18 protein-coding genes are annotated in these 19,853 nt (G+C 72.4%); 10 read left to right on the top strand and 8 right to left on the bottom strand.

The window, feature by feature from the left end; genetic code table 11:
• The first annotated feature begins 16 nt into the window (after positions 1-16).
• The 7 genes from nfi to ACGFNU_RS10005 all read left to right on the top strand — a co-directional run bounded on the left by nfi (position 17) and on the right by ACGFNU_RS10005 (position 7,078).
• Positions 17-694: a deoxyribonuclease V gene (gene nfi / locus ACGFNU_RS10035; protein WP_392591967.1), complete on the top strand. Its 678-nt coding sequence runs from the start codon at positions 17-19 to the stop codon at positions 692-694.
• A gap of 45 nt (positions 695-739) precedes the next feature.
• Positions 740-1,138 carry a Zn-ribbon domain-containing OB-fold protein gene (locus tag ACGFNU_RS10030; RefSeq protein ID WP_392591965.1) on the top strand — a complete coding sequence of 133 codons (399 nt, stop codon included), beginning with the start codon at positions 740-742 and terminating at the stop codon, positions 1,136-1,138.
• The gene (locus ACGFNU_RS10025; protein ID WP_392591963.1) at positions 1,135-1,479 is read left to right on the top strand and encodes a VOC family protein; all 345 of its coding nucleotides are present in this window, start codon (positions 1,135-1,137) and stop codon (positions 1,477-1,479) included. Before ACGFNU_RS10030 ends, ACGFNU_RS10025 begins: the two co-directional genes overlap by 4 nt.
• Positions 1,480-1,525: 46 nt before the next feature.
• On the top strand, positions 1,526-3,100 hold the full coding sequence (locus tag ACGFNU_RS10020; RefSeq protein ID WP_392591961.1) for a class I adenylate-forming enzyme family protein: 1,575 nt from the start codon (positions 1,526-1,528) through the stop codon (positions 3,098-3,100).
• Between the two features lie 98 nt (positions 3,101-3,198).
• Positions 3,199-4,077: an RNA-guided endonuclease InsQ/TnpB family protein gene (locus ACGFNU_RS10015; RefSeq protein ID WP_392591959.1), complete on the top strand. Its 879-nt coding sequence runs from the start codon at positions 3,199-3,201 to the stop codon at positions 4,075-4,077.
• 123 nt (positions 4,078-4,200) lie between these two features.
• Complete coding sequence (locus ACGFNU_RS10010; RefSeq protein ID WP_392591957.1) at positions 4,201-6,330, top strand: acetate--CoA ligase family protein; 2,130 nt, start codon at positions 4,201-4,203, stop codon at positions 6,328-6,330.
• Complete coding sequence (locus ACGFNU_RS10005; RefSeq protein ID WP_392591956.1) at positions 6,317-7,078, top strand: glucose 1-dehydrogenase; 762 nt, start codon at positions 6,317-6,319, stop codon at positions 7,076-7,078. Before ACGFNU_RS10010 ends, ACGFNU_RS10005 begins: the two co-directional genes overlap by 14 nt.
• Here the strand turns inward: ACGFNU_RS10005 and ACGFNU_RS10000 are convergent.
• On the bottom strand, positions 7,059-8,507 hold the full coding sequence (locus ACGFNU_RS10000; RefSeq protein ID WP_392591955.1) for an amidase: 1,449 nt from the start codon (positions 8,505-8,507) through the stop codon (positions 7,059-7,061). The two genes, ACGFNU_RS10005 and ACGFNU_RS10000, sit on opposite strands and share 20 nt — an antisense overlap.
• A gap of 90 nt (positions 8,508-8,597) precedes the next feature.
• Here ACGFNU_RS10000 and ACGFNU_RS09995 point away from each other — a divergent pair, with 90 nt between their 5' ends.
• Positions 8,598-9,176 (top strand): TetR/AcrR family transcriptional regulator, encoded by a 579-nt coding sequence (locus ACGFNU_RS09995; RefSeq protein ID WP_392591953.1) that lies wholly within the window; start codon positions 8,598-8,600, stop codon positions 9,174-9,176.
• Between the two features lie 508 nt (positions 9,177-9,684).
• Complete coding sequence (locus ACGFNU_RS09990) at positions 9,685-10,539, top strand: SAM-dependent methyltransferase (RefSeq protein WP_392591951.1); 855 nt, start codon at positions 9,685-9,687, stop codon at positions 10,537-10,539.
• Between the two features lie 67 nt (positions 10,540-10,606).
• Here the strand turns inward: ACGFNU_RS09990 and ACGFNU_RS09985 are convergent, their stop codons facing one another.
• Together ACGFNU_RS09985 and ACGFNU_RS09980 are read right to left on the bottom strand one after the other, a co-directional pair.
• On the bottom strand, positions 10,607-11,956 hold the full coding sequence (locus ACGFNU_RS09985; RefSeq protein WP_392591949.1) for a histidine kinase dimerization/phospho-acceptor domain-containing protein: 1,350 nt from the start codon (positions 11,954-11,956) through the stop codon (positions 10,607-10,609).
• Positions 11,953-12,636 (bottom strand): response regulator transcription factor, encoded by a 684-nt coding sequence (locus ACGFNU_RS09980; protein WP_192810099.1) that lies wholly within the window; start codon positions 12,634-12,636, stop codon positions 11,953-11,955. The genes ACGFNU_RS09985 and ACGFNU_RS09980 overlap by 4 nt, the downstream gene beginning before the upstream one ends.
• Positions 12,637-12,663: 27 nt before the next feature.
• Here ACGFNU_RS09980 and ACGFNU_RS09975 point away from each other — a divergent pair, with 27 nt between their 5' ends.
• On the top strand, positions 12,664-13,206 hold the full coding sequence (locus tag ACGFNU_RS09975) for a hypothetical protein (RefSeq protein WP_392591946.1): 543 nt from the start codon (positions 12,664-12,666) through the stop codon (positions 13,204-13,206).
• Between the two features lie 11 nt (positions 13,207-13,217).
• Here ACGFNU_RS09975 and ACGFNU_RS09970 read toward each other — a convergent pair whose 3' ends face one another.
• Genes ACGFNU_RS09970 through ACGFNU_RS09950 form a run of 5 tightly spaced genes read right to left on the bottom strand, consistent with a single transcriptional unit; the run spans position 13,218 to position 19,822 of the window.
• Positions 13,218-14,063, bottom strand: a complete 846-nt coding sequence (locus ACGFNU_RS09970; protein WP_392591944.1) for a TIGR03619 family F420-dependent LLM class oxidoreductase — start codon at positions 14,061-14,063, stop codon at positions 13,218-13,220.
• The gene (locus ACGFNU_RS09965) at positions 14,060-15,622 is read right to left on the bottom strand and encodes a hydantoinase B/oxoprolinase family protein (RefSeq protein WP_392591942.1); all 1,563 of its coding nucleotides are present in this window, start codon (positions 15,620-15,622) and stop codon (positions 14,060-14,062) included. Before ACGFNU_RS09965 ends, ACGFNU_RS09970 begins: the two co-directional genes overlap by 4 nt.
• The gene (locus tag ACGFNU_RS09960) at positions 15,619-17,736 is read right to left on the bottom strand and encodes a hydantoinase/oxoprolinase family protein (protein ID WP_392591941.1); all 2,118 of its coding nucleotides are present in this window, start codon (positions 17,734-17,736) and stop codon (positions 15,619-15,621) included. The genes ACGFNU_RS09965 and ACGFNU_RS09960 overlap by 4 nt, the downstream gene beginning before the upstream one ends.
• The gene (locus ACGFNU_RS09955; protein ID WP_392591939.1) at positions 17,733-18,704 is read right to left on the bottom strand and encodes an acyl-CoA dehydrogenase family protein; all 972 of its coding nucleotides are present in this window, start codon (positions 18,702-18,704) and stop codon (positions 17,733-17,735) included. The genes ACGFNU_RS09960 and ACGFNU_RS09955 overlap by 4 nt, the downstream gene beginning before the upstream one ends.
• Entirely contained in the window at positions 18,701-19,822 is a 1,122-nt protein-coding gene (locus ACGFNU_RS09950) for an acyl-CoA dehydrogenase family protein (protein WP_392591937.1), read from the bottom strand. Before ACGFNU_RS09950 ends, ACGFNU_RS09955 begins: the two co-directional genes overlap by 4 nt.
• Positions 19,823-19,853 lie beyond the last annotated feature (31 nt).

Raw genomic sequence — 19,853 nt, 5'->3', positions numbered from 1 at the left:
GGTAGCGTGACGGTCCATGGAGGTCCAGGAAGCGCACGCGTGGCCGTCGACGGCGGTGGAGGCCGAGGCGATCCAGGATCGGCTGCGGCCGTCGCTGGAGCTGGACGACCCGGGCCCGCGGCGGCCCGCGACGATCGCCGGGCTGGACGTGTCGTACGCGGAGGACGGCGATCGGTTGGTGGCGGCCGTGGTGGTGCTGGACGGCGGCACGCTGGAGACGGTCGAAGAGGCCGTGGTGCCGGGTGCCGCCGCGTTCCCCTACGTGCCGGGGCTCTTCGCGTTCCGCGAGCTGCCGGCCTTGCTGGCGGCGTTGCGGCAGCTCGACACGACGCCGGACCTGCTGGTGTGCGACGGTGCCGGATTGGCCCATCCGCGCCGGTTCGGGCTGGCCTGCCATCTCGGTGTGCTCACCGGGTTGCCGTCGATGGGGGTGGCCAAGACGCGGCTGTTCGGGACGCACGACGAGCCGGGGCGGACGCGGGGCGCGACGGCGGACCTGATGGACGGTGACGACGTCGTGGGGCGGGTGCTTCGGACGCAGGACGGGGTCAAGCCGGTGTACGTGTCCGTGGGGCATCGGATCGACCTCGACACCGCGTGCCGTCACGCTCTCGCGTTGAGCCCGGACTTCCGGCTCCCGGAGACGACGCGGCGGGCCGACCACCTGTCGCGGGCGGCGCTGCGCGGCGCCTGATCGGGCCCTTGTCGCCCAACCAAGCGTGCGCTAGGTTGGGCCGCGATGGACCACCCGCGCCCCGTGCCCGTTCCCGCGCCGCTGACCGAGCCGTACTGGACGGCCTGCCGGCGCGGTGAGCTGGCGCTCCAGCGCTGCTCGGGATGCGAACGGTTCGTGCACTTCCCCGAGGCCTCCTGCCCGTTCTGCGGCGGCGAGCGGCTGTCGTACGAGACGGTCGGCGGCAGCGGCACCGTGCACACCTTCAGCGTCGTCCACCGTTCGTTCCTGCCGGGTTTCGAGCCGCCCTACGTCGTCGCGTGGGTGGACCTCCCCGAGGGCGTGCGCGTGTTCGGTGACGTGACGGGGTGCGCGCCGGCGGACGTACGGATCGGGATGCCGGTCGGGGTGCACTTCGTCGAACTGGACGGCTTCGGCCCGATCCCCACCTGGAGGCCCGCGTGACCCGTATCGGCAACGTGCTCTACGGCGTCGAGGACGTGGACGAGGCCGTCCGCTTCTACCGCGACGCCCTCGGACTGGCCGTGAAGTTCCAGGACGGCGGCCGGTTCGCGGCGCTGGACGGCGGCGGCACCACGTTCGCGATCGCCGGGCCCGAGGAGGACGTGACCGGCGGGACGCCCGCGGTGTCGTTCAAGGTCGATGACGTCGCCGCGCTGACGGCGAGGCTGACCGAGGCCGGCGCAACGCTGGTCCGCGGTCCCGAGGAAGGGCCGCACGAGGTGCGCGCGGTGCTCCGCGATCCCGCCGGCAACCCGTTCGTGCTCTACGCGAGCCGCAAGTAGCCCCCCGCCGCCCATCCCTCTGCCGTATTCGAAGGAGAGACCAGCCGTGGCGCGAGAGAACTCCCCCTTCAGCAACTACGCCTACGCGATCCTGACCGCGAACGCGCTGCGCACGCCCGAGAAGGTGGCGCTGACCTACTGCGGCGACCAGAGCTTCACCTACGGCCAGCTGAACCGGAAGGTCAACAGGGTGGCGCACGCGCTGCTCGCGGCCGGGGTGACGCCGGGCATGCGGGTGGCGTCGCTGATGAACGAGACGTTGCACGTCGCCGAGGTCTACCTCGCGCAGATGAAGATCGGCTCGACGGTCGCCGCGCTCAACCCCTACTGGCCGGCCGACACCCTGCAGCAAGTGGTCGAGCACTCCGAGTGCACCGCGTTCGTCTATGACGCGACGGTCGAGGGGCTGGTCGAGTCGATCCGGCCCAAGCTGCCGAACGTGAAGCTCTGGCTGCGGGTGGGCGGCGCGGGCACCGACTCGGTGGACCTCGACTCCCTCGCCGAGAGCGCGAGCGACGGGGAGCCGCCGCTGGGCGGCTTCGGCAACGACCTGCTGGCGCTCTACTACACCTCCGGCACGACGGGCCTGCCCAAGGCCGTCATGCACACGCACTTCAGCTCGCTGTCCATCGCCCAGATCTGGCTGGACGTCGACCGCGACCAGGACTCGGTGATGGGCACCGGCGCCATCATCTGGGGCATCGGGTTCCCCGCCCTGGTGGGCCCGGCCTTCTACGCGGGGATGAAGCTCGTCCTGGAGCAGGACTGGGGCCCGTCCAACTTCCTCAAGGTCGTGCCACGCGAGAAGGTCACGCACGTCAGCCTCATCCCCAGCTTCTTCTCGGCGCTGCTCGGCTCCGACGAGCACAAAGACGCCGATCTCTCCTCGCTCAAGGCCATCATGCTCGGCGGCGAGCCGCTGCTGCCCGCGCTGCGCGAGCGCATCATGGAGCGGATCCCCGGCGCCGCGATCTACAGCTACTACGGGCAGACCGAGGCGCCGTACACCTGCTTCGGCCGCCAGGACGACGGCAGCCAGGACATCTCCGCGTCCGGCCGGGCGCGCATGTCGTGCGCGGTGCGGATCACCGGCCCGGACGGCGCCCGCGTCGTCGGCGAGGTCGGTGAGATCAACCTCAACGGCCCGCACGTGATGGTCGGCTACGACAAGCTGCCCGGCAAGACCGCCGACGTGCTGAAGGACGGCTGGTACGTGGGCGGCGACCTCGGCCGGATGGACGCGGACGGCTTCCTGTACGTGCTCGGCCGCCGCGAGGACGCCATCCTCAAGGGCGGCCAGTGGACGCAGCCGGTCGAGGTCGAGGGCGCCGCCATCAAGGTGGACGGGGTGGCGGAGGCCGGCGCGGTCGGCGTTCCCGCGCACCCCGAGGGGCAGGACGCCGTCGAGCAGAAGATCCTGCTGGCCGTCGTCCCGCGCGCGGGAACCACGCTGGACGCCGAGGCGGTGAAGGCGGCGCTGGCCGAGAGCCTCCCCGCTCACCTGGCGCCTGACACGGTCGTCGTCGCCGGCGAGCTGCCGCACACGCAGGACGCCTCCGGCGGCCCCGGCAAGCTCCTCCGCCGTGGCATCCGCGACCAGTACGCCGACCAGGTGGGTTGATTTGATGGTTAAGGCCGCAAGCTTCTCCCTTCGGGGAGGGGGCAAGGTCGGCGACCACCACCCGTGGCTTGACATGATCAACCTGTACTGTGTTAGGCGTGTGTCAGACCGTCAAGCGGGCGTTCAAGTACCGCTTCCATCCGACCATCGAGCAGGCGGAGCCTTTGCACCGCACGTTCGGTTGTGTGCGGCTGGTCTGGAACATGGCACTCGCCGAGCGCATCCGCCGCTACACCGACGAGGGATTGAACACCTCGTATGTAGATACGGCCAAGTGGCTGACCGAGTGGAAACAGGACCCCGAGCTGGAGTTCCTGCGCGAGGTGTCCAACGTGCCGCTGCAGCAGACGCTTCGGGCGCAGCAGAACGCCTTCACCGCGTTCTTCGGCAAGCGGGCTCGCTTCCCGCGTTTCAAGTCCAAGCGCAAGTCGCGGAAGTCGGCCACGTTCCAGAACAACGCCTTCACGTTTCGGGATGGGGCGCTGAAGCTGGCGAAGATGGCAGAGCCTCTGGCGGTGGTGTGGCACCGTCGGCTTCCCGAGGGCGCGGAGCCGTCCTCGGTCACGGTGTCCCAGGACGCGGCGGGACGCTGGTTTGTGTCCTTGCTGGTGGCCGACATCATCACGCCGCTTGCGCCGACAGGCGCGATGGCAGGGGTCGACGCCGGGCTGGAGCATCTGGTCACGCTGTCCACCGGGGAGAAGATCACCAACCCCCGGCACGAACGCGCCGACCGGCGCAAGCTCGCCAGGGCCCACAATGCGCTGTCGCGCAAGGCCAAGGGCTCGGCGAACCGGGCCAAGGCCCAGCTCAGGGTCGCCAGGATTCATGCCCGGATCGCCGACCGGCGCCGGGACCACCCGCACACCATGCCGCTCAACGTGCGGTCATGGCGGTGCCCCTCATGCGGCACCGTCCACGACCGCGACGTGAACGCGGCGCGCAACATCCTGGCCGCCGGGCTGGCGGACAGGTAAAACGCCTGCGGAGGACTGGTAAGACCGGCCCCGGAGTTCTCCGGGGAGGCACGGGCCGATGAACCAGGAATCTCAATCCCGCGAGGGAATGAAGCCCCTCCTTTCAGGAAGGGAAGAAGCCACTTGAGCCATCTCCCTGAGCACGTCGTCAAGGCCTGGGTCTCGGGGTTCGGGGTGGACGTGCCGCGAGGCGCGACCGCCCCGGCCCACGAGGGTCTCGAAGCCGCCGCCGAGGGGCTGGCCCCGCCCTTGGTGGTCAAGGCGTACGGCCCCCGGCTGCTCCACAAGAGCGACGCCGGGGCCGTCCGCCTGAACCTGGACTCGGCCGGTACGGCGGCCGCGGCCGCCGCGGAGATGCTCTCCTCCCTCGCCGGTCAGGACATCGTCCCGGACGGCTTCCTCGTCGAGGAGCAGGCCGCGCCCGGCGTCGAGGTCATCGTCGGGGCGGTCCGCGACCCCGCGTTCGGCCCGGTCCTGCTCGTGGGCCTGGGCGGCGTCTGGACGGAGGCCCTTCAAGACACGTCGTTGCGGTTGTGTCCCGTCACCGAGGCCGACGCCCGCGCCATGCTCGACGAGCTGCGCGGCAAGGCCCTGCTGGACGGCTTCCGTGGCCAGCCGGCGATCGACAAGGACGCCCTGGTCAAGCTGCTGCTGTCGGTCGGCGGCCCCGGCGGGATCGCCGAGACGCTCGGCGAACGGCTCGTGGAGTTCGAGCTCAACCCCGTGATCTGCGGCCCGTCCGGCGCGGTGGCCGTGGACGCGCGCCTCGTCGGGCCCGCCTCGCTCGATGGGCCGTCCCCAGGCGAGAGCGGGACGGCGGTCCCGCACGGGAACTTCGACCGGCTGTTCTCGCCGCGCGGGGTCGCGGTGGTCGGGGCCTCTACCAAGAAGCCGAACTTCGGGAACATGTTCCTCGGGTTCTACAAGGCGATGGGGTTCAAGGGGCGGCTTGTCGCCGTCCATCCGTCGGCGGACGAGATCGATGGGGTCCCGTGCGTTCCGTCGCTGGCGGAGGCAGGAGAGGACGTCGACTACGCGCTGGTGGCGGTCCCCGCGAAGCAGTGTCCTGACGTCGTACGGCAGGCCTCGGGCATCCACTACGTGCAGGTGATGAGCGGCGGCTTCCGGGAGATGGGCAATCCGGAGCTTGAGGCCGAACTGCTCGCGGCCGCGTGGGAGGCCGGTGTACGGCTGCTCGGGCCCAACTGCATGGGCGTCTACTCCCCCTCGGGCGGCCAGACGTTCATCGGCGGCGAGCCCGGACGGCCGGGCCGCATCGCGGTCGTCTCCCAGAGCGGCGGGCTGGCGGGCGAGGTCATCAAGGTCGGCGAACGGCGCGGGCTCGCGTTCTCCAAGGTGGCGACGGTCGGCAACAGCGCCGACGTGACGCCCGCCGAGCTGCTGCGCTACCTCGCGGACGACGACGAGACCGGCTCGATCGGCCTCTACCTGGAGGACCCGCGCGACGGGCGGGGGCTCTTCGAGGCGCTGCGCCACGTCCACAAGCCGGTCGTCGCCCTCATCGGCGGCCGCAGCGGGCAGGGCCAGAAGGCCGCCGCCTCGCACACGGGCGGCATGGTCAGCGACACGCGTGTCTGGTCGGCCCTCGGCGAGCAGACCGGGATGGGCATCGTCACCAGCCAGGACGACCTCATCGGCACGCTGGACTTCTTCGATCTGCATGCCGGACGGAAAGCTCCGGACACCAAGGACATCCTCGTCATCGGGCCCAGCGGCGGCGCCAGCGTTTTGGCGGCCGACGTCTTCGACGCGGCCGGGCTGGACCTGGCCGCGCTGCCCGAGGCGGCGCGGGACGCGCTCAAGGCGCTCGGGCTGGGCGCGGGCAGTTCGCTCGCCAACCCGCTGGAGATCCCGGTCGGGCCGCGCGGCAACCCCGATCTGGTGCGGCTCGCGGTGACGGCGATACTGGCGGAACGCCCGTACGCCGACGTCATCACCCATGTGAACGTGCAGAGCTTCTTCACGTTCGGGAACAGCGCCGACCCGCTGCTGGCCTATACGAGGAGCGTGGGCAAGCTCCAGGAGGAGCTGCCCGGCACCCGGATCACGCTGGTCACGCGCAACGCCGAGTGCGCGCCGGCCGGGGTCGAGGACGCCGTGCGGGAGGTCGCGCGGGCGGCCGGGGTACCGGTCTACCGGAACATGGAGGCCGCGGCGGTCGCGGTGTCCACAGGTAAGAGGACCCTGGCGAAAAGAACAGAGGCAGCGAGGAGCGCGCATGGGACGGCTTGACGGCAAGGTCGCACTGATCACGGGCGGTGCCCGCGGCATGGGCAAGGCCCATGTGCGGCGGTTCGTGGACGAGGGCGCCAAGGTCGTCTTCGGGGACGTGCTCGAAGAGGAGGGCGCCAAGCTCGCCGCCGACCTGGGCGACGCCGTGCGGTTCCTGCGCATGGACGTCACCGAGCCGGACGACTGGCGCGCCGCAGTGGACACCGCCGTCGAGACCTACGGCGCGCTGCACGCCCTGGTCAACAACGCGGGGATCATGCGGCACAAGACGATCGAGGACATGTCGCTGGAGGAGTTCAAGCGGGTCCTGGACGTCAACCTGGTCAGCCAGTGGCTCGGCATCAAGGCCGTCACCGCGCCGATGCGGGAAGCGGGCGGCGGCTCCATCGTCAACGTGTCGTCGACCGAGGGCTTCATCGGCGGCTCCGGGCTCGCCGCGTACAGCGCCAGCAAGTTCGGCGTGCGCGGGCTGACCAAGGCCGCCGCGCGCGAGCTCGGCGCGTACGGCATCCGGGTCAACTCGATCCACCCCGGCGGCGTGCTCACCGCGATGTCGCTCCAGGAGGACGTGGTGGCCGCGACCGCCGAGTCGGCCGAGGCGTTCATGAAGGCGCTGCCGCTCGGCCGCATGGGCAAGACCCGCGAGGTCTCCGGCCTCGTCGTCTACCTCGCTTCCGACGACTCCTCGTACTGCACCGGAAGCGAGGTCCTCGTGGACGGCGGCATGCTCACGGGCGCGGGGTACTGACGGCGTACTCGCCGGGGCGGCGCTCGGCCCAGCCCTCCGCCTTCTCCAGCTGGGCGGCCAGGGAGATGAGCGTCGCCTCGTCGGAGTCGTGGCCGAGCAACTGCGCGCCGATCGGCAGACCCGAGGAGCTGAGCCCGGCGGGGACGTTCACGCCGGGCCAGCCGAGGACGTTCCACGTCCACGCGTAGGGGCACGCCGCGGCGACGCCCGACTGCGTCTTCTGGTAGCCCGCTCCGTCGAACGCGCCGACCTTCATCGGCAGTCGCGCCGTCGTCGGTGTGAGCACGACGTCCGCGTACTGGAAGATCCGGCCGACGCGTCGCCGCAGCCCGGGATCCATGCGCTTGGCCAGGGGCAGCAGGCGCTTGCCCACGATCCGCCCGAGCCGCGCCTCGGCCGCCGTCCGCGCCTCCGGCACGGGGTTGGTCATCGAGTCGAGCCAGTCCGCGACGCCCGACGTCCCGCGCGGGACCAGCCCGAGGGCGATCAGCCCGTAGTCGGGGTCGGCCGGGAAGACCTTGTGCCCGAGATCGGTCAGCCGCCGGGCGAGCCGTTCGACGGCGAGGCGGATCTCCGGGTCGAGCCGGCCGCTGACGCCGAACGCCGTCTTGAACGAGATCGCGATCCGCAGCCGCCCGGGGTCGCGCTTCGCCGCCGCCGCGAACGGGGTGCCGGGCGCGTCCAGCTGGTAGACGTCCTCCGCGTGGCACCCGGTCAGGACGTCCAGCAGCAACGCCGCGTCGCCCACGTTCCGCGCCAGCGGCCCCCAGACGGTGATCCCGTTGAACGGGTCGCGCTGCGGGAAGCCCGAGACCCGCCCGCGCTGGGGCTTGATCCCCACCAGCCCCGTCCAGGCCGCCGGGATGCGGATCGAGCCGGCGCCGTCCGAGCCCACCGCCGCCGCGACCATCCCCGCGGCCACCGCGGCCGCGGAGCCGCCCGACGACCCGCCGGGTGTGTAGTCCGGGTTCCACGGGTTGCGCGCGCAGCCGTACCCCGGCGACTCGCTGAACGGCCACAACCCGATCTCGCACGTCGTCGTCTTGCCGACGATGACGGCGCCGGCCGCGCGCAACCTCCGTACCTGCTCGGCGTCCCGCGTCGCGGGCTTGTGGTCGCCGATCACCGCGAACGGCGTGGTCTCCCCCGCGAGGTCCGTGTCGTCCTTGATGGCCACCGGCACGCCTAGCAACGGCAGGCGCTGTGTTTCACCCCCATGGCTACGCCCCGCCGCCCCCCATCCGTCGCGCAGTCGCTTGTCCGCCTCGGCCGCCTCCGCCAGCGCCGCCTCGGCCCGGACGACCCGGAACGCGCCGAGCGCGTCCTGCGCCGCGATCCGTTCCAGGGAGTGCTCCACCATCTCGGTGGCGGACACCTCGCCCCGTGCCAGCAAATCCGCCTGCTCGGCCAACCCCAGGTACTCGCGCACGACCGTTCCTCTCACGTATCGTTCGTTCGAACGAACGATAGCGTCCCGGCGGGTCCCGGGAAAGAGCCCGAGTACGGAAGACTGAGGCCGGTGAGCACCTCCGCGACAGCCCGTGACCGGATCCTGACCGCCGCCCTGCGCCTGATCGGCGAGCAGGGCATCGGCGCCGTGACCAACCGCGCCGTCGCCAGGGCGGCCGGAGTCTCGCTCGGCTCGCTCACCTACCACTTCCCGAGCCAGACCGACCTGCTCCGCGAGAGCCTTCAGACCTTCGTCGACTCCGAGATCGCCCGCATCACCGCCTACGTGACGCGCCTGCGCGACTCGGGCGTCGACCCCGGCCAAGCCGCCGACCTGGTCGAGAAGGCCATCGTCGAGTTCGCGTACGGGCCCGAGCAGATCGCCAACCTCGAACTCCACCTGCACGCCGCCCGCGACCCCGGCGTGCGCGACACCTCGGCGCGGTCCGTCGCGGCCTACGACCGCCTCGCCACGGCCGTCCTCACCGCGCTCGGCATCCCCGACGCCGAACGCCACGCCCCCGCCGTCGTCGCCATGCTGTACGGCCTCGCCGTCCGCCGGCTGTCCACCGGAGACACCTCGGCGAGCGGCACGGCCGACGCCTTCCGCCTCCTGCTGCGCGGCGCCCTCGCCCCCGCCACCGACTGACCACCTCCGACTGACCGCAGTCCGCAGCCGGGATCGGCCCCGGAAATGCCTTAGGCCCGCACGGCCCCCGAGCGGGGTTACGGGCCGTACGGGCCAGAAGCTTGTCTCAATCAGGAAGCTAAGTCGGAACCTCAGCCGACGTTCACCGTGCTCTCCGCCTGTGCACCTCCGCCGTGTCTCCGATGTGACACCTGAGACGTTATGGCTCCGTGGACCTGTAAGGAACGCGCTTAAGCCTCCTTTAAAGAGTGCCTGAGGAGGGGCTAATCAGAATCGGGCGCCAGGGACGGAATCGCCTATCCGGCGGTGCTTCGGGACGTTCGCCAGACGTTCCCCGAAGGTCTGGCAAATTTTGGAGACTCCGCCGGACAGGGCGCCGCACTCGAATTGCGGTCCTTCGTGGACCGTAACTCTGGAACGTCCCGAATCGGGCCCTAGAAAGGGGTTCGGGTAGGTACGATCTTCATGATCGACGTCTTCCCCCGTCAGCCTCCCGGAGGTGGCACCCATGTCAGAACGCAGGGAACCGCCGTGGCGGCTGCCGACGGCCGCCGAGGCCGAGACGGTCATGCCGCCCGAGATCGACACCACCAAACCGCACACGGCGCGGATCTACGACTACATGCTGGGCGGCAAGGACAACTTCGAGGCCGACCGCCAGGTCGCCGCGCAGGTCCTCAAGGCGATCCCGGACATGCAGAACACGCTGCGCCTCAACCGGCAGTTCCTGCGGCGCACGGTCCGCTACTCGGTGCGCCGCGGCGTGCAGCAGTTCCTCGACATCGGGACCGGCATCCCCACCGCCGGCAACACCCACGAGGTGGCGCAGGAGCTCGCGCCCGAGGCCCGCATCGCCTACGTCGACCACGACCCGATCGTGCTCGCGCACGCCCGCGCGCTGATGGCCGGTGACGGGCGCGGCCGCACCACGTTCGTGCAGGCCGACCTGCGCGAGCCGGAGAAGATCCTCGCCGCCGACGAGATCCGGACAGTGCTCGACCTCGACAGGCCGCTCACGCTGATGCTCGTCTCGATCCTGCACTTCATCCGCGACGAGGAGGACCCGCACGGCATCGTGGCGCGGCTCGTGGACGCGCTGGCGCCGGGCAGCTACCTGGTCCTGTCGCACGCCTCGCTCGACCCCGACCCCGAGCAGGGCGCCGAGGGCGCGGCCCAGTGGCGCAACGCCTCCTCGACCATGACCATGCGGCACCACGCCGACATCCTGCGGATGTTCCCGGGCAGTGTCGAGCTGGTCGAGCCCGGCCTGGTGAGCGACTGGAACCCCGACGGCGAACCCGACGACCCCGCCCTGAGCCTCGCCAACGTCTGGGGCTACGGCGGCGTGGCCATCAAACGCTGAGACGCGGCCGGGGGCTCTCAGCGGTGCCCCCGGCCGGCACCATCGGCGTCCCTTCCCGCGCCCCTTCCTACGTGCGGGAGTGGCGGCGGCGGACCAGGCGGCGCGAACGCCGCTGCGGGGGCAGCCACCGCGTACGGAACCACATCTGCACCTGGGCGCCGCCCAGGACCGAGCGGTGGATGCGCACGTAGCCGCCCGTCGACTCGGCGGCGCGGCGGGCGATGTCCAGCCCGAGGCCGGTCGAGCCGCCGGTGCTGCGGCCGCGTTGCAGCGCCGCGTCGGGGTCGCTGATCCCCGGTCCCGCGTCGGCGACGAGGATCCCGGTCACGCCCTGCCCCACGTGCAGGGTCACCGCGAAGGCCGTGCCCTCGGCGGTGTGCCGGAAGACGTTGCCGAGCAGCGCGTCCACGGCCGCGGCGAGCTCGCTGCCCGGCAGCGGCAGCTCCGCGGGCCGGTGCGCGCCGATGAGCTCGCAGGACCGGCCCTCGTCCTCGGCCAGCACCGACCAGAACGCCACCCGGTCGGCGAGCACCTTGGACGCGTCGCAGCTGCCGCGTCCGGTGGGACGCCGCACGGTCCGGATGATGAGGTCGACCTCGCGTTCGAGCCGGTCCACGGCCTCCCTGGTCTGGTCGGGCACCGGGCCGTCGCCCAGCGCCTCGGCGTTGAGCCGGAGGGCCGCCAGCGGCGTGCGGAGCCGATGCGACAGGTCGGCGGCCATCTCGCGTTCGGCGGCCAGCAGCTGCACCACGTGGTCGGCCATCGCGTTGAACGCCACGCCCGCCTCGACGAGCTCCGGCGGGCCGTCGGGATCGATCCGCACGCTCAGATCGCCGTCGCCGAACGAGCCGGCCGCCTCCGCCAGCCGCCGGGTCGACCGGATCACCCGGGCGCCCAGCCGGTCGGCCACCGCGACGGAGCCCGCCACGAGGGCCGCGGCGACCATCGTCATGACCACCCAGGCCTTCCAGACGCCCTGAGAGAGGTCGCCGTCCGGCACGAAGACCTCGACCACGGCGGCCCGCCCGCCGTCCAGCGAGACGGGCTGGAGGAGCGCGTAGCCGCCGGACACGCTCGCGGTGTAGGAACGGCCGCGCCGCCCCGCCTCGGCCAGCTGGGCGGGCTTGGCGCGCCGTGAGGTGTCGTTCTCGGTCGTCTTGGGGATCACCTGGCCGTCGGGCAGGTACACCCGCATCCGCTGGGCCGCGCCCGCCTGGGTGCTCGCGACGGCCCGTTCGAGCGCGGCGGGATCCTGCGTGACGACGAGGACGGGCCCGAGCGCGCTGGCCTGCCGTTCGGCGGTGGTCAGGGCCCGGTCACGGGCGATCTCGCGCACCGTGAGGCCCAGCGGGATGAGGAAGGCCAGCGCGACCATCGACGTGACGGCCAGCGAGACCAGGACGAGCGTGCGCCTCATGATGGTCCGGGCTCGGCCAGCCTGACCCCGACGCCGCGCACCGTGTGCAGGTAGCGCGGGGCCGCCGCGGTCTCGCCCAGCTTGCGGCGCAGCCACGACAGGTGGACATCGATCGTCTGGTCGTCGCCGTACGCCTGCCGCCAGACCTCGGCCAGCAGCTCGCGCCGCGCCACCACCCGGCCCGGCCGGGCGGCCAGGTAGGCCAGCAGGTCGAACTCCCGCCGGGTGAGCTCCAGCGCCGTGCCGTCCAGCGTCACCTCGCGGCGGTCGAGATCGATGCGGAGCCCGCCCACCGCGAGCTCCGCGGTCGGCCCGGTCCGGCCCGACCGGCGCAGCACCGCGGCCAGCCGGGCGCTCAGATGCTCCGCCGAGAACGGTTTGATCAAATAATCGTCCGCGCCGGCGTTCAGCAGCCGGACTATCTCCGGCTCGTCGTCGCGCGCGGTCGCGATGATCACCGGTACGTCCGTCACCCCCCGCAACATCTTGAGCACCTCGGCACCGTCCAGATCGGGCAGCCCGAGATCGAGAATCACCACGTCGGGGGGTGCCTGCGTCACCTCGCGCAGCGCGTCCATCGCCGTCCCGACACTTCGTACCACGTGGGAACGCGCACTCAGTTCCCTGATCAAGGCGGTACGGACGTTCGCGTCGTCCTCCACCACCAGCACACTCGCCATGCCCGCACCGTATGCCACCATGTGCGAATGCGTCGCACGATGTCATATGTTGCCCCGTGGGCGGGGGTCACGGCGCTGGCCGTCACCCTCGCGTGGCTCGGTGTACGTGATGTCGTGCGCAGCGCGGTCTCCGAGCGGTCGGCGCCGCCGCCGATCGCCGGGCAGGCGATCCACGCCAGCCCGTCCAACCCTCCCGCGAGCGTGGGCACGCCCACCGCCACGCCCCATTCGACCCCCACGCCCCGTCCGTCCGGTGTCCCCGATGATCGGAAGACTCCGCCTCCCGCGCCCTCTCCGCAGCGCTCTCAGGGGCCTTCCGGCTCGGGCGGGCGCGACGACCCGCGGGCGGGCAACGTGCGCAGCTACGCGACCCGAGGTGGCAGCGCGGCGCTGGCGATGTCCGGCGGGAAGGCGCGGCTGGTCTCGGCGATCCCGGCCTCCGGTTACTCGACGCGCGTCACCCCGGGGCAGGACTGGCTGCGCGTCGACTTCCTCGGCGCCGACCACACGTCGTCGGTGATAGCGACCTGGTACGAGCACGACCCGATCGTCCGCGTGTACGAGTACTGAGTCCTCGACCGTTACGCCTCGATGCCGTGGTCGGCGGCGAAGGCGGCGAGCCGCTCCGCCGCCTCGCGGGTGCGCCGCCAGGGCCGCACGATGAGCCGGTCCACGCCCAGCCGCTCCCACTCGGCGATCTCCTCCGGGCCCGACAGCTCGTACGCGTGCACCGTGATCTCGAACGGCTCGTCCGCCCGCCCGGCGGCCTTGCGGAGCTCGTTCAGCCGCTCGATCTGCGGCCGGACCCCGTCCAGCGTCTGCGGCATGCTGATCCAGCCGTCGCAGCGCGTGGCGGCGCGCCGCAGCGCCGCGCCCGACTCTCCCCCCGCCACGATCGGCAGCCGCGCCTGGACGGGCTTGGGTTCGAACGCGACCTCGGGGAAGTCGAAGAACTCCCCGTGGTGCTCGACGGCCGGTTCGGTCCAGAGCCGGCGCGACACCTCGATCGCCTCGTCGAGCCGCCGTCCCCGGGTCGCGAAGTCGACCCCGGCGGCGATCCACTCTCCCTCGTACCATCCGGCCCCGACACCGGCGATCGCCCGCCCGCCGGAGATCTGGTCGAGGGTCGCGAACGCGCGCGCCGCCACGAACGGATGCCGGAGACCGTAGAGGTAGACGGCCGTGCCGAGCCGGACGCGTTCGGTCACGGCGGCGAGCGCACAGAGGTAGGCGGGCGCGTCGAACAGCTTGGTCTCCGGCGTGATGCCCGGCTTCTCCGTCCCCGGGTAGGTGGCCAGCGAGAGGTCGGTGGCGAAGACGAGGTGCTCGGGCAACCACACCGACTCGTAGCCGAGCCGGTCGGCCTCGACCGCCAGGTCCCGCCAGATGGCCGGGTGCACGAGCCCGAGCGGCACGCCGAACTTCATCGCGTCTCCTCCCGCTCCGCGGGGCCGTGGCCGCCGCCGCCCGACGTCTCCACGACCAGTGCCTCGCCGGCCGCCAGGGGCTGGCGGGTGGCCTTGGTGCCCAGCGGCTCGCGGGTGCCGTCCGCGCGTTCCCGGTAGTAGCCGCCCGCGCGGCCCGGCAGGCCACCGGCGGCGCCGGGCGGCGGCCGGAGCAGCCGGTCGCCGCGCGTGTCCACCCGGGCGTCCTCCAGCATCCTGATGACGGTGCGCGTGCCCCGGCCGCCCCGGTGGCGGCCCGCGCCGCCCGAGTCCGGGATCAGCGAGACCTCCTCCACCCGGACCGGCAGCCGCGCCTCGATCGGCTCGGCCTGCGGGATGATGTTGCGGCCGCCGCCGAACAGCGCGCCGGTCGCGTCGGCGCCGTCGCGGTCGTGCCGGGCTCCCATGCCGCCGAGGTCGAACGACATGTGCAGCCAGGGCCGCTTGACGCCGCTGATGCTGAACGCCTGGAGGATTCCGGACGCCGCGACGCCCTCCGACGCGCCCGTGAGGGCCGCGAAGATGGCCTCCTCGGCCGCCGCGACGGTGCCGAAGCGACCGCCGCCGGGGTACGGGGGCGTGCAGTGGACGAGGGTGCCGCGCGGCATCCGCACGTCGACGGGCGTGAAGCAGCCCTCGTTCATCGGCAGATGCGGATCGACGAAGCAGCGGATCGCGTACATCACGCCGCCGTGGGTCTGGGAGAAGCCCGAGTTGATCGGGATCGGGACCTGCTCGTCCGTCCCGTCGAAGTCGACGATCACGCCGCCGGAGCCGTCGGCGGTCACCGCGACCCGGATGTGGTGGCCGTCGTCGAGCCGGTACTCGCCGCGGTGGGTCCCGGCCGGCAGCTCCGCGAGGCCCTCCCGCATCCGGCGCTCGGTGTGCGCGAGGTAGTCCTCGACGCCGCGGGCCAGCCCGGCCGGGGTGTGCGTCTCGACGATCTCCGTGAGCCGCCGGGCCGCCACGTTCACCCCGGCGATCAGTGCGCGGAGGTCCCCGACGAGTTTGTCCGGCGTGCGGCTGTTGGCTGCCAGCACCCGTACCAGGTCGTCGGCGAGGCCCTCGGCGGTGGCGATCCGCACCGGCGGGAGCTGGACGCCCTCCAGGAAGATGTCGGTCGCGTCGGAGGCCATGCCGCCCGCCGAGAGTCCCGACAGGTCCGCGACGTGGATGAGCGTCCCGGTGAAGTACGCCGGGTTCCCCTCGACGAAGACGGGCCGGAACACCAGGAGGTCGTTGGCGTGGATGCCGCCCTGGTAGACGTCGTTGAGGACGAACACGTCCCCGTCCGCCATCGTCTCCGCCGGGTAGGCCTTGAGCACGAACGGCAGCGCGCTGCGCAGGCTGGCGCATTGGATCAGCGCCGTGGACAGCGAATGCGCGATGAGCCGTCCCTCCGCGTCCAGGATGGCCGCGGCGGCGTCCGCGCCCTCGACGATGAACGTCGAGTACGCCGAGCGCACCACGACGATGCTCGCCTCCTCGGCGGCCACGCAGAGCGCGTTCCGCAGGATCTCAGCGGTCAGGTCGTCGCTCATGAGTGCCTTTCCAGCCTCACTTCAGTCCTCTCAACAAGGATCGCGCCGCGTTCGTCCACGACCCCGCGCCAGCCGCGCGGGACCAGCAGCGAACACTGCGGCTCGGTGATGACGCAGGGCCCGGCGAGCTCCTCGCCCGCGCCGCATCCCGCGCGTTCGAGAACCGGGACCTCGCCGAATTCAGATCCCAGCCAGATCGGCCTGGTGCGCGGCTCCGCCTCCGGCACCGCGTCGGCACGGGGCAGAGGCGGCGGGTCGGACGGGATCACGACGCGGACGCGCGCGGTGGTCAGCTCGACCGGGTCGCGCAGGTCGATGCCGTACGACTCGTGGTAGCGCTTGTAGAACTCCTCCGTGGCGCGTTGCACCGTCTCGGGGGTGATCTGCCCAGACGGCAGCTCGATCGTGAACGCGTGGGCCTGCCCGATGAAGCGCACCCCCACCGACCGGACGGCCGTCGCGCCCGTCTCGATCGCCAGGTCGGCCCGCGCCGCGCGTTCGAGGTCGGCGAAGATCGCGGCCAGCTCGCCGAGCGCGTCGCGGCTCGCGGAGCAGGACACCAGCGTGCTCGCGGGCGCGAGGAAGGTCCGCGCCCGTTCGATCGCCAGGTCGGCGTGCAGCAGGCCCACGGCGGAGCCCACGCCCGCCTGAGGCGGCACGAGCACCCGTCCGATGCCGAACTGCTCGGCCAGCCTGGCGACGTGCGTGGGTGCCGCGCCGCCGAGGGCGACCAGCGTGAACCCGCGCGGGTCGATCCCCCGCCTGACCGTGACGACGTGCACGGCCGCGCCCATCTGCGCGTTGGCGATGTCATGGATCGCAGCCGCCGCCTCGACGACGTCCACGCCCAGCGGTCCGGCGACGTGCTCGGCGATCGCGTTCCGCGCGAGCTCGGCCGACAGGCGGAACTCCCCGAAACCGTCCGGGTCCAGATAGCCGAGGACGAGGTTCGCGTCAGTGACCGTCGGGAGCTCACCGCCCCGCCCGTAGCAGGCCGGTCCGGGATCGGCTCCGGCCGAGCGCGGCCCGACCCGCAGCGTGCCCGCGTCCACCCAGGCGATCGAGCCGCCGCCCGAGCCGACCTCGGCCAGGTCGATCGCGGGCACCTTGATGGGGACGCCGGTGCCGGGGCGGCGCCCGCCGAAGCTTCCCTTGCCACCGACCTGGAACTCGTGGGTGATGCCGGGGCGCCCGCCGCGGACGAGCCCGGCCTTGGCGGTGGTGCCGCCCATGTCGAACGAGATCAGATCCGCCAGGCCGCGGTCGGCTCCCTGCCGGGCCGCCGCGATGACTCCCGCCGCCGGGCCCGACTCGATCGTGTAGACCGCGCGGGACGCGGCGAGCGCGGCGGGCAGCACGCCGCCCGCCGACTCCATCACGTGGATCGGCGCGGTGATGCCCAGCTCCGCCAGGCCGCCGCCGAGGCGACGGAGGTAGGAGGCCATGACCGGGCCCACATAGGCGGACATCAGCGTCGTGGTGGCGCGCTCGTACTCGCCGAGCTCCGGCCAGACCGCCGCCGACTCCACGACGGGTGTGCCTTCCGGGAGCCGGGCCGCGATGATCTCGGCCAGGCGCCGTTCGTGCGCGGGGTTGAGGTAGGAGTGCAGCAGGCAGATGGCGACCGCCGAGACGCCGAGCGCCGCGATGTCGCCCGCGACGCGTTCGGCCGCCTCCTCGTCCAAAGGACGCAGCACCTCGCCGGTGGCGCCGACGCGTTCGGGGACGGCGAAGGTGTGCGTCAGCGGTACGGGCGGGTCGGGCTGCTCGTACGCCAGGTCGTAACGCTCTTCCTCCACGCGCGCCTGCCGCCCGAGCGCGAGCATCGATCCGAAGCCCTCGGTGGTCACGAACGCGACCGGGACTCCGGTGCGTTCGAGGATCACGTTCGTGGCCAGCGTCGTCGCGTGCACGAACCGGCCGATCCGTTCCGGCGCCACACCGGCCGCGTCGAGGACCTGCCGGACGCCGCGCAGCAGGCCGACCGCGGGGTCCGCCGGGGTGGTGAGCGTCTTGGCGACCTGGACGCGGCCGTCGTCGCCCGTGAGGACGACGTCGGTGAACGTGCCGCCCACATCGCTGGCCAGAGTCATCTCTGCTTCCGGAACAGTCATGGGAGTCGCACCGTCCTCGGCTCCTGCGTCCCGTCGAGGAGCGCGGCTCGCAGCCGCGCCCGATGCAGCCCGGGGTCACCCCACGCCGAGCGCAGCGCCCACACCCGGTTGAGCCACAGCTGCAGATCGAGCTCGTCGGTGTAGCCGATCGCGCCGTGCACTTGAAGGGCCGTGCGCGCGGCCCGGTGGGCGGCCCGGCTCGCGGCCGTCCTGGCCGCCGACACGTCCCGCGTGGCGGTGGGGGTCCCGTGCGCCAGCGCGTACGCGGCGCGGTGGACGAGCGGGGCGGCGAACTCCAGCGCGATCGCCACGTCGGCGAGCTGGTGCTTGAGCGCCTGGAACGAGCCGATGACCTTGCCGAACTGGCGTCGCTGGCCCGCGTACCCGACCGCCTCCTCGCGCAGCCGGCGGCCGAGCCCGATCAGCTGGGCCGCCGTGGCCAGCGCCGCGTGGTCGAAGGCGACGTCTCCGCCGGAGCCCGCGTCCAGGTCGGCGGTGAAGAGCTTTCGGGTGGCGTCGACGCAGGTGTGCGGCGTCAGCGTCATGCCGGCGCTCGGCGCGACCGCCGAGCCCGCGACCAGCAGATCCGCGATGTCGGCGTCCGGGAGGTAGGGGGTGCATGCCGGGCGCACCGACACCGTCAGGTCACCCGTCGCGATGCCCGCCAGACGCTCGGGCGGGACGAGCAGCGGCGCGGCGACGGCGGTCTCCACGACCGGGCCGGGCACCGCGTACCAGCCGGTCTCCTCGTACGCGAGCACGGTGTCGAGCGCCGTCAGCCCGAGCCCGCCGTGCTCCTCGGGTATGTGCGCGCCCAGGAGCCCGACGTCGGCCAGCGCCCGCCACGCCGGTCCGGGCCGCTCCGACTCCCCTGCCGCCCGTACGGTCTCGGGCGGGCAGGCCTTGTCGAGCACCTCGCGGACGGTCTCCGCGAGCAGCCGCTGGTCTTCAGTGAAGGAGAACTTCATCGGGGCAGCCCCAGGACTCGCTCGGCGATGATGTTGCGCTGGATCTCGTTCGTCCCGGCGTAGATGGGCCCCGCCAGCGCGAACAGGAACCCGTCGAGCCAGCGCCCGGCGACCGGCGCCTCCGGCCCCAGCAGTTCCAGGGCCAGCTCGTGCATCCGCAGGTCGAGCTCGGACCAGAAGACCTTCATGAGGCTGGAGTCGGCGCCCAGCTCGACGCCCTCCGCCAGCCGGGCGGCGGCGCGGAACGTGTGCAGCCGGTAGGCCTCGCTGCCGGTCCACGCCTCGACGGCGGCGTCCCGCAGGGTCTGGTCGTCGCTCTCCCGGGCCAGCTCCAGCAGCCGGTCGGCGGTCGCCATGAAGCGGCCGGGGCTGCGCAACGTCAGCCCGCGTTCCGAGCTGGTGGTGGCCATCGCGACCTTCCACCCCTGGCCGAGCTCGCCCAGCACCCCGTCCCCGGGCACGTACACGTCGTCGAAGAAGATCTCCGCGAAGCCGTGCTCGCCGTCGAGCTGCGCGATCGGCCGGACCGTCACGCCCTCGCTCTCCAGCGGCAGCATGAAGTAGGTGAGGCCCCGGTGCCGCTCGGACTCCGGATCGGTGCGGAAGAGCCCGAAGCACCAGTCGGCGTGGACGGCCCGCGAGCTCCAGGTCTTCTGCCCGTTCAGCCGCCAGCCGTCGCCGTCCGGACGCGCGGTCGCGCGCAGCGAGGCCAGGTCGCTGCCCGACTCCGGCTCCGACCAGGCCTGCGCCCAGACGTCGTCGGCGCGGGCCATGCGCGAGAGGTGGCGGCGCTTCTGCTCGTCGGTCCCGTAGGCCATGAGCGTGGGGGCGAGGAGGAAGATGCCGTTCTGGCTCACCCTGCCGGGCGCGCCGGCGGCCCAGTACTCCTCTTCGAAGATCAGCCAGTCGATCAGGTCGGCGCCGCGGCCGCCGTACTCCTCCGGCCAGGAGACCACCGCGAGCCGGGCCTCGGCGAGCCGGTGCTCCCACTCGCGGTGCCGTTCGAAGCCCTCGGCGGTGTCCATCGACGGCAGCGGTTCCGCGGGCGCGTTGGCGGCCAGCCAGGCGCGAACCTCGGCGCGGAACTCCTGCTGGTGCGGGGTGAAGGTGAGATCCACGCGACCTCCGGGTCGAGCCTGTAACCTAACT

This window comes from Spirillospora sp. NPDC048911 (assembly GCF_043198015.1).
Lineage (GTDB): Bacteria > Actinomycetota > Actinomycetes > Streptosporangiales > Streptosporangiaceae > Spirillospora.
The sequence above is the reverse complement of the archived record's forward strand: the minus strand, read 5'-3'. Positions and strand labels throughout refer to the sequence as shown.

Bases quoted from the DNA above. Each gene is read 5' to 3' on its own strand.
- nfi (WP_392591967.1), top strand. From the start codon at position 17: ATGGAGGTCCAGGAAGCGCACGCGTGGCCGTCGACGGCGGTGGAGGCC.
- ACGFNU_RS10030 (WP_392591965.1), top strand. From the start codon at position 740: ATGGACCACCCGCGCCCCGTGCCCGTTCCCGCGCCGCTGACCGAGCCG.
- ACGFNU_RS10005 (WP_392591956.1), top strand. From the start codon at position 6,317: ATGGGACGGCTTGACGGCAAGGTCGCACTGATCACGGGCGGTGCCCGC.
- ACGFNU_RS09990 (WP_392591951.1), top strand. From the start codon at position 9,685: ATGTCAGAACGCAGGGAACCGCCGTGGCGGCTGCCGACGGCCGCCGAG.
- ACGFNU_RS09985 (WP_392591949.1), bottom strand. From the start codon at position 11,956: ATGAGGCGCACGCTCGTCCTGGTCTCGCTGGCCGTCACGTCGATGGTC.
- ACGFNU_RS09980 (WP_192810099.1), bottom strand. From the start codon at position 12,636: ATGGCGAGTGTGCTGGTGGTGGAGGACGACGCGAACGTCCGTACCGCC.
- ACGFNU_RS09975 (WP_392591946.1), top strand. From the start codon at position 12,664: ATGCGTCGCACGATGTCATATGTTGCCCCGTGGGCGGGGGTCACGGCG.
- ACGFNU_RS09970 (WP_392591944.1), bottom strand. From the start codon at position 14,063: ATGAAGTTCGGCGTGCCGCTCGGGCTCGTGCACCCGGCCATCTGGCGG.
- ACGFNU_RS09965 (WP_392591942.1), bottom strand. From the start codon at position 15,622: ATGAGCGACGACCTGACCGCTGAGATCCTGCGGAACGCGCTCTGCGTG.
- ACGFNU_RS09960 (WP_392591941.1), bottom strand. From the start codon at position 17,736: ATGACTGTTCCGGAAGCAGAGATGACTCTGGCCAGCGATGTGGGCGGC.
- ACGFNU_RS09955 (WP_392591939.1), bottom strand. From the start codon at position 18,704: ATGAAGTTCTCCTTCACTGAAGACCAGCGGCTGCTCGCGGAGACCGTC.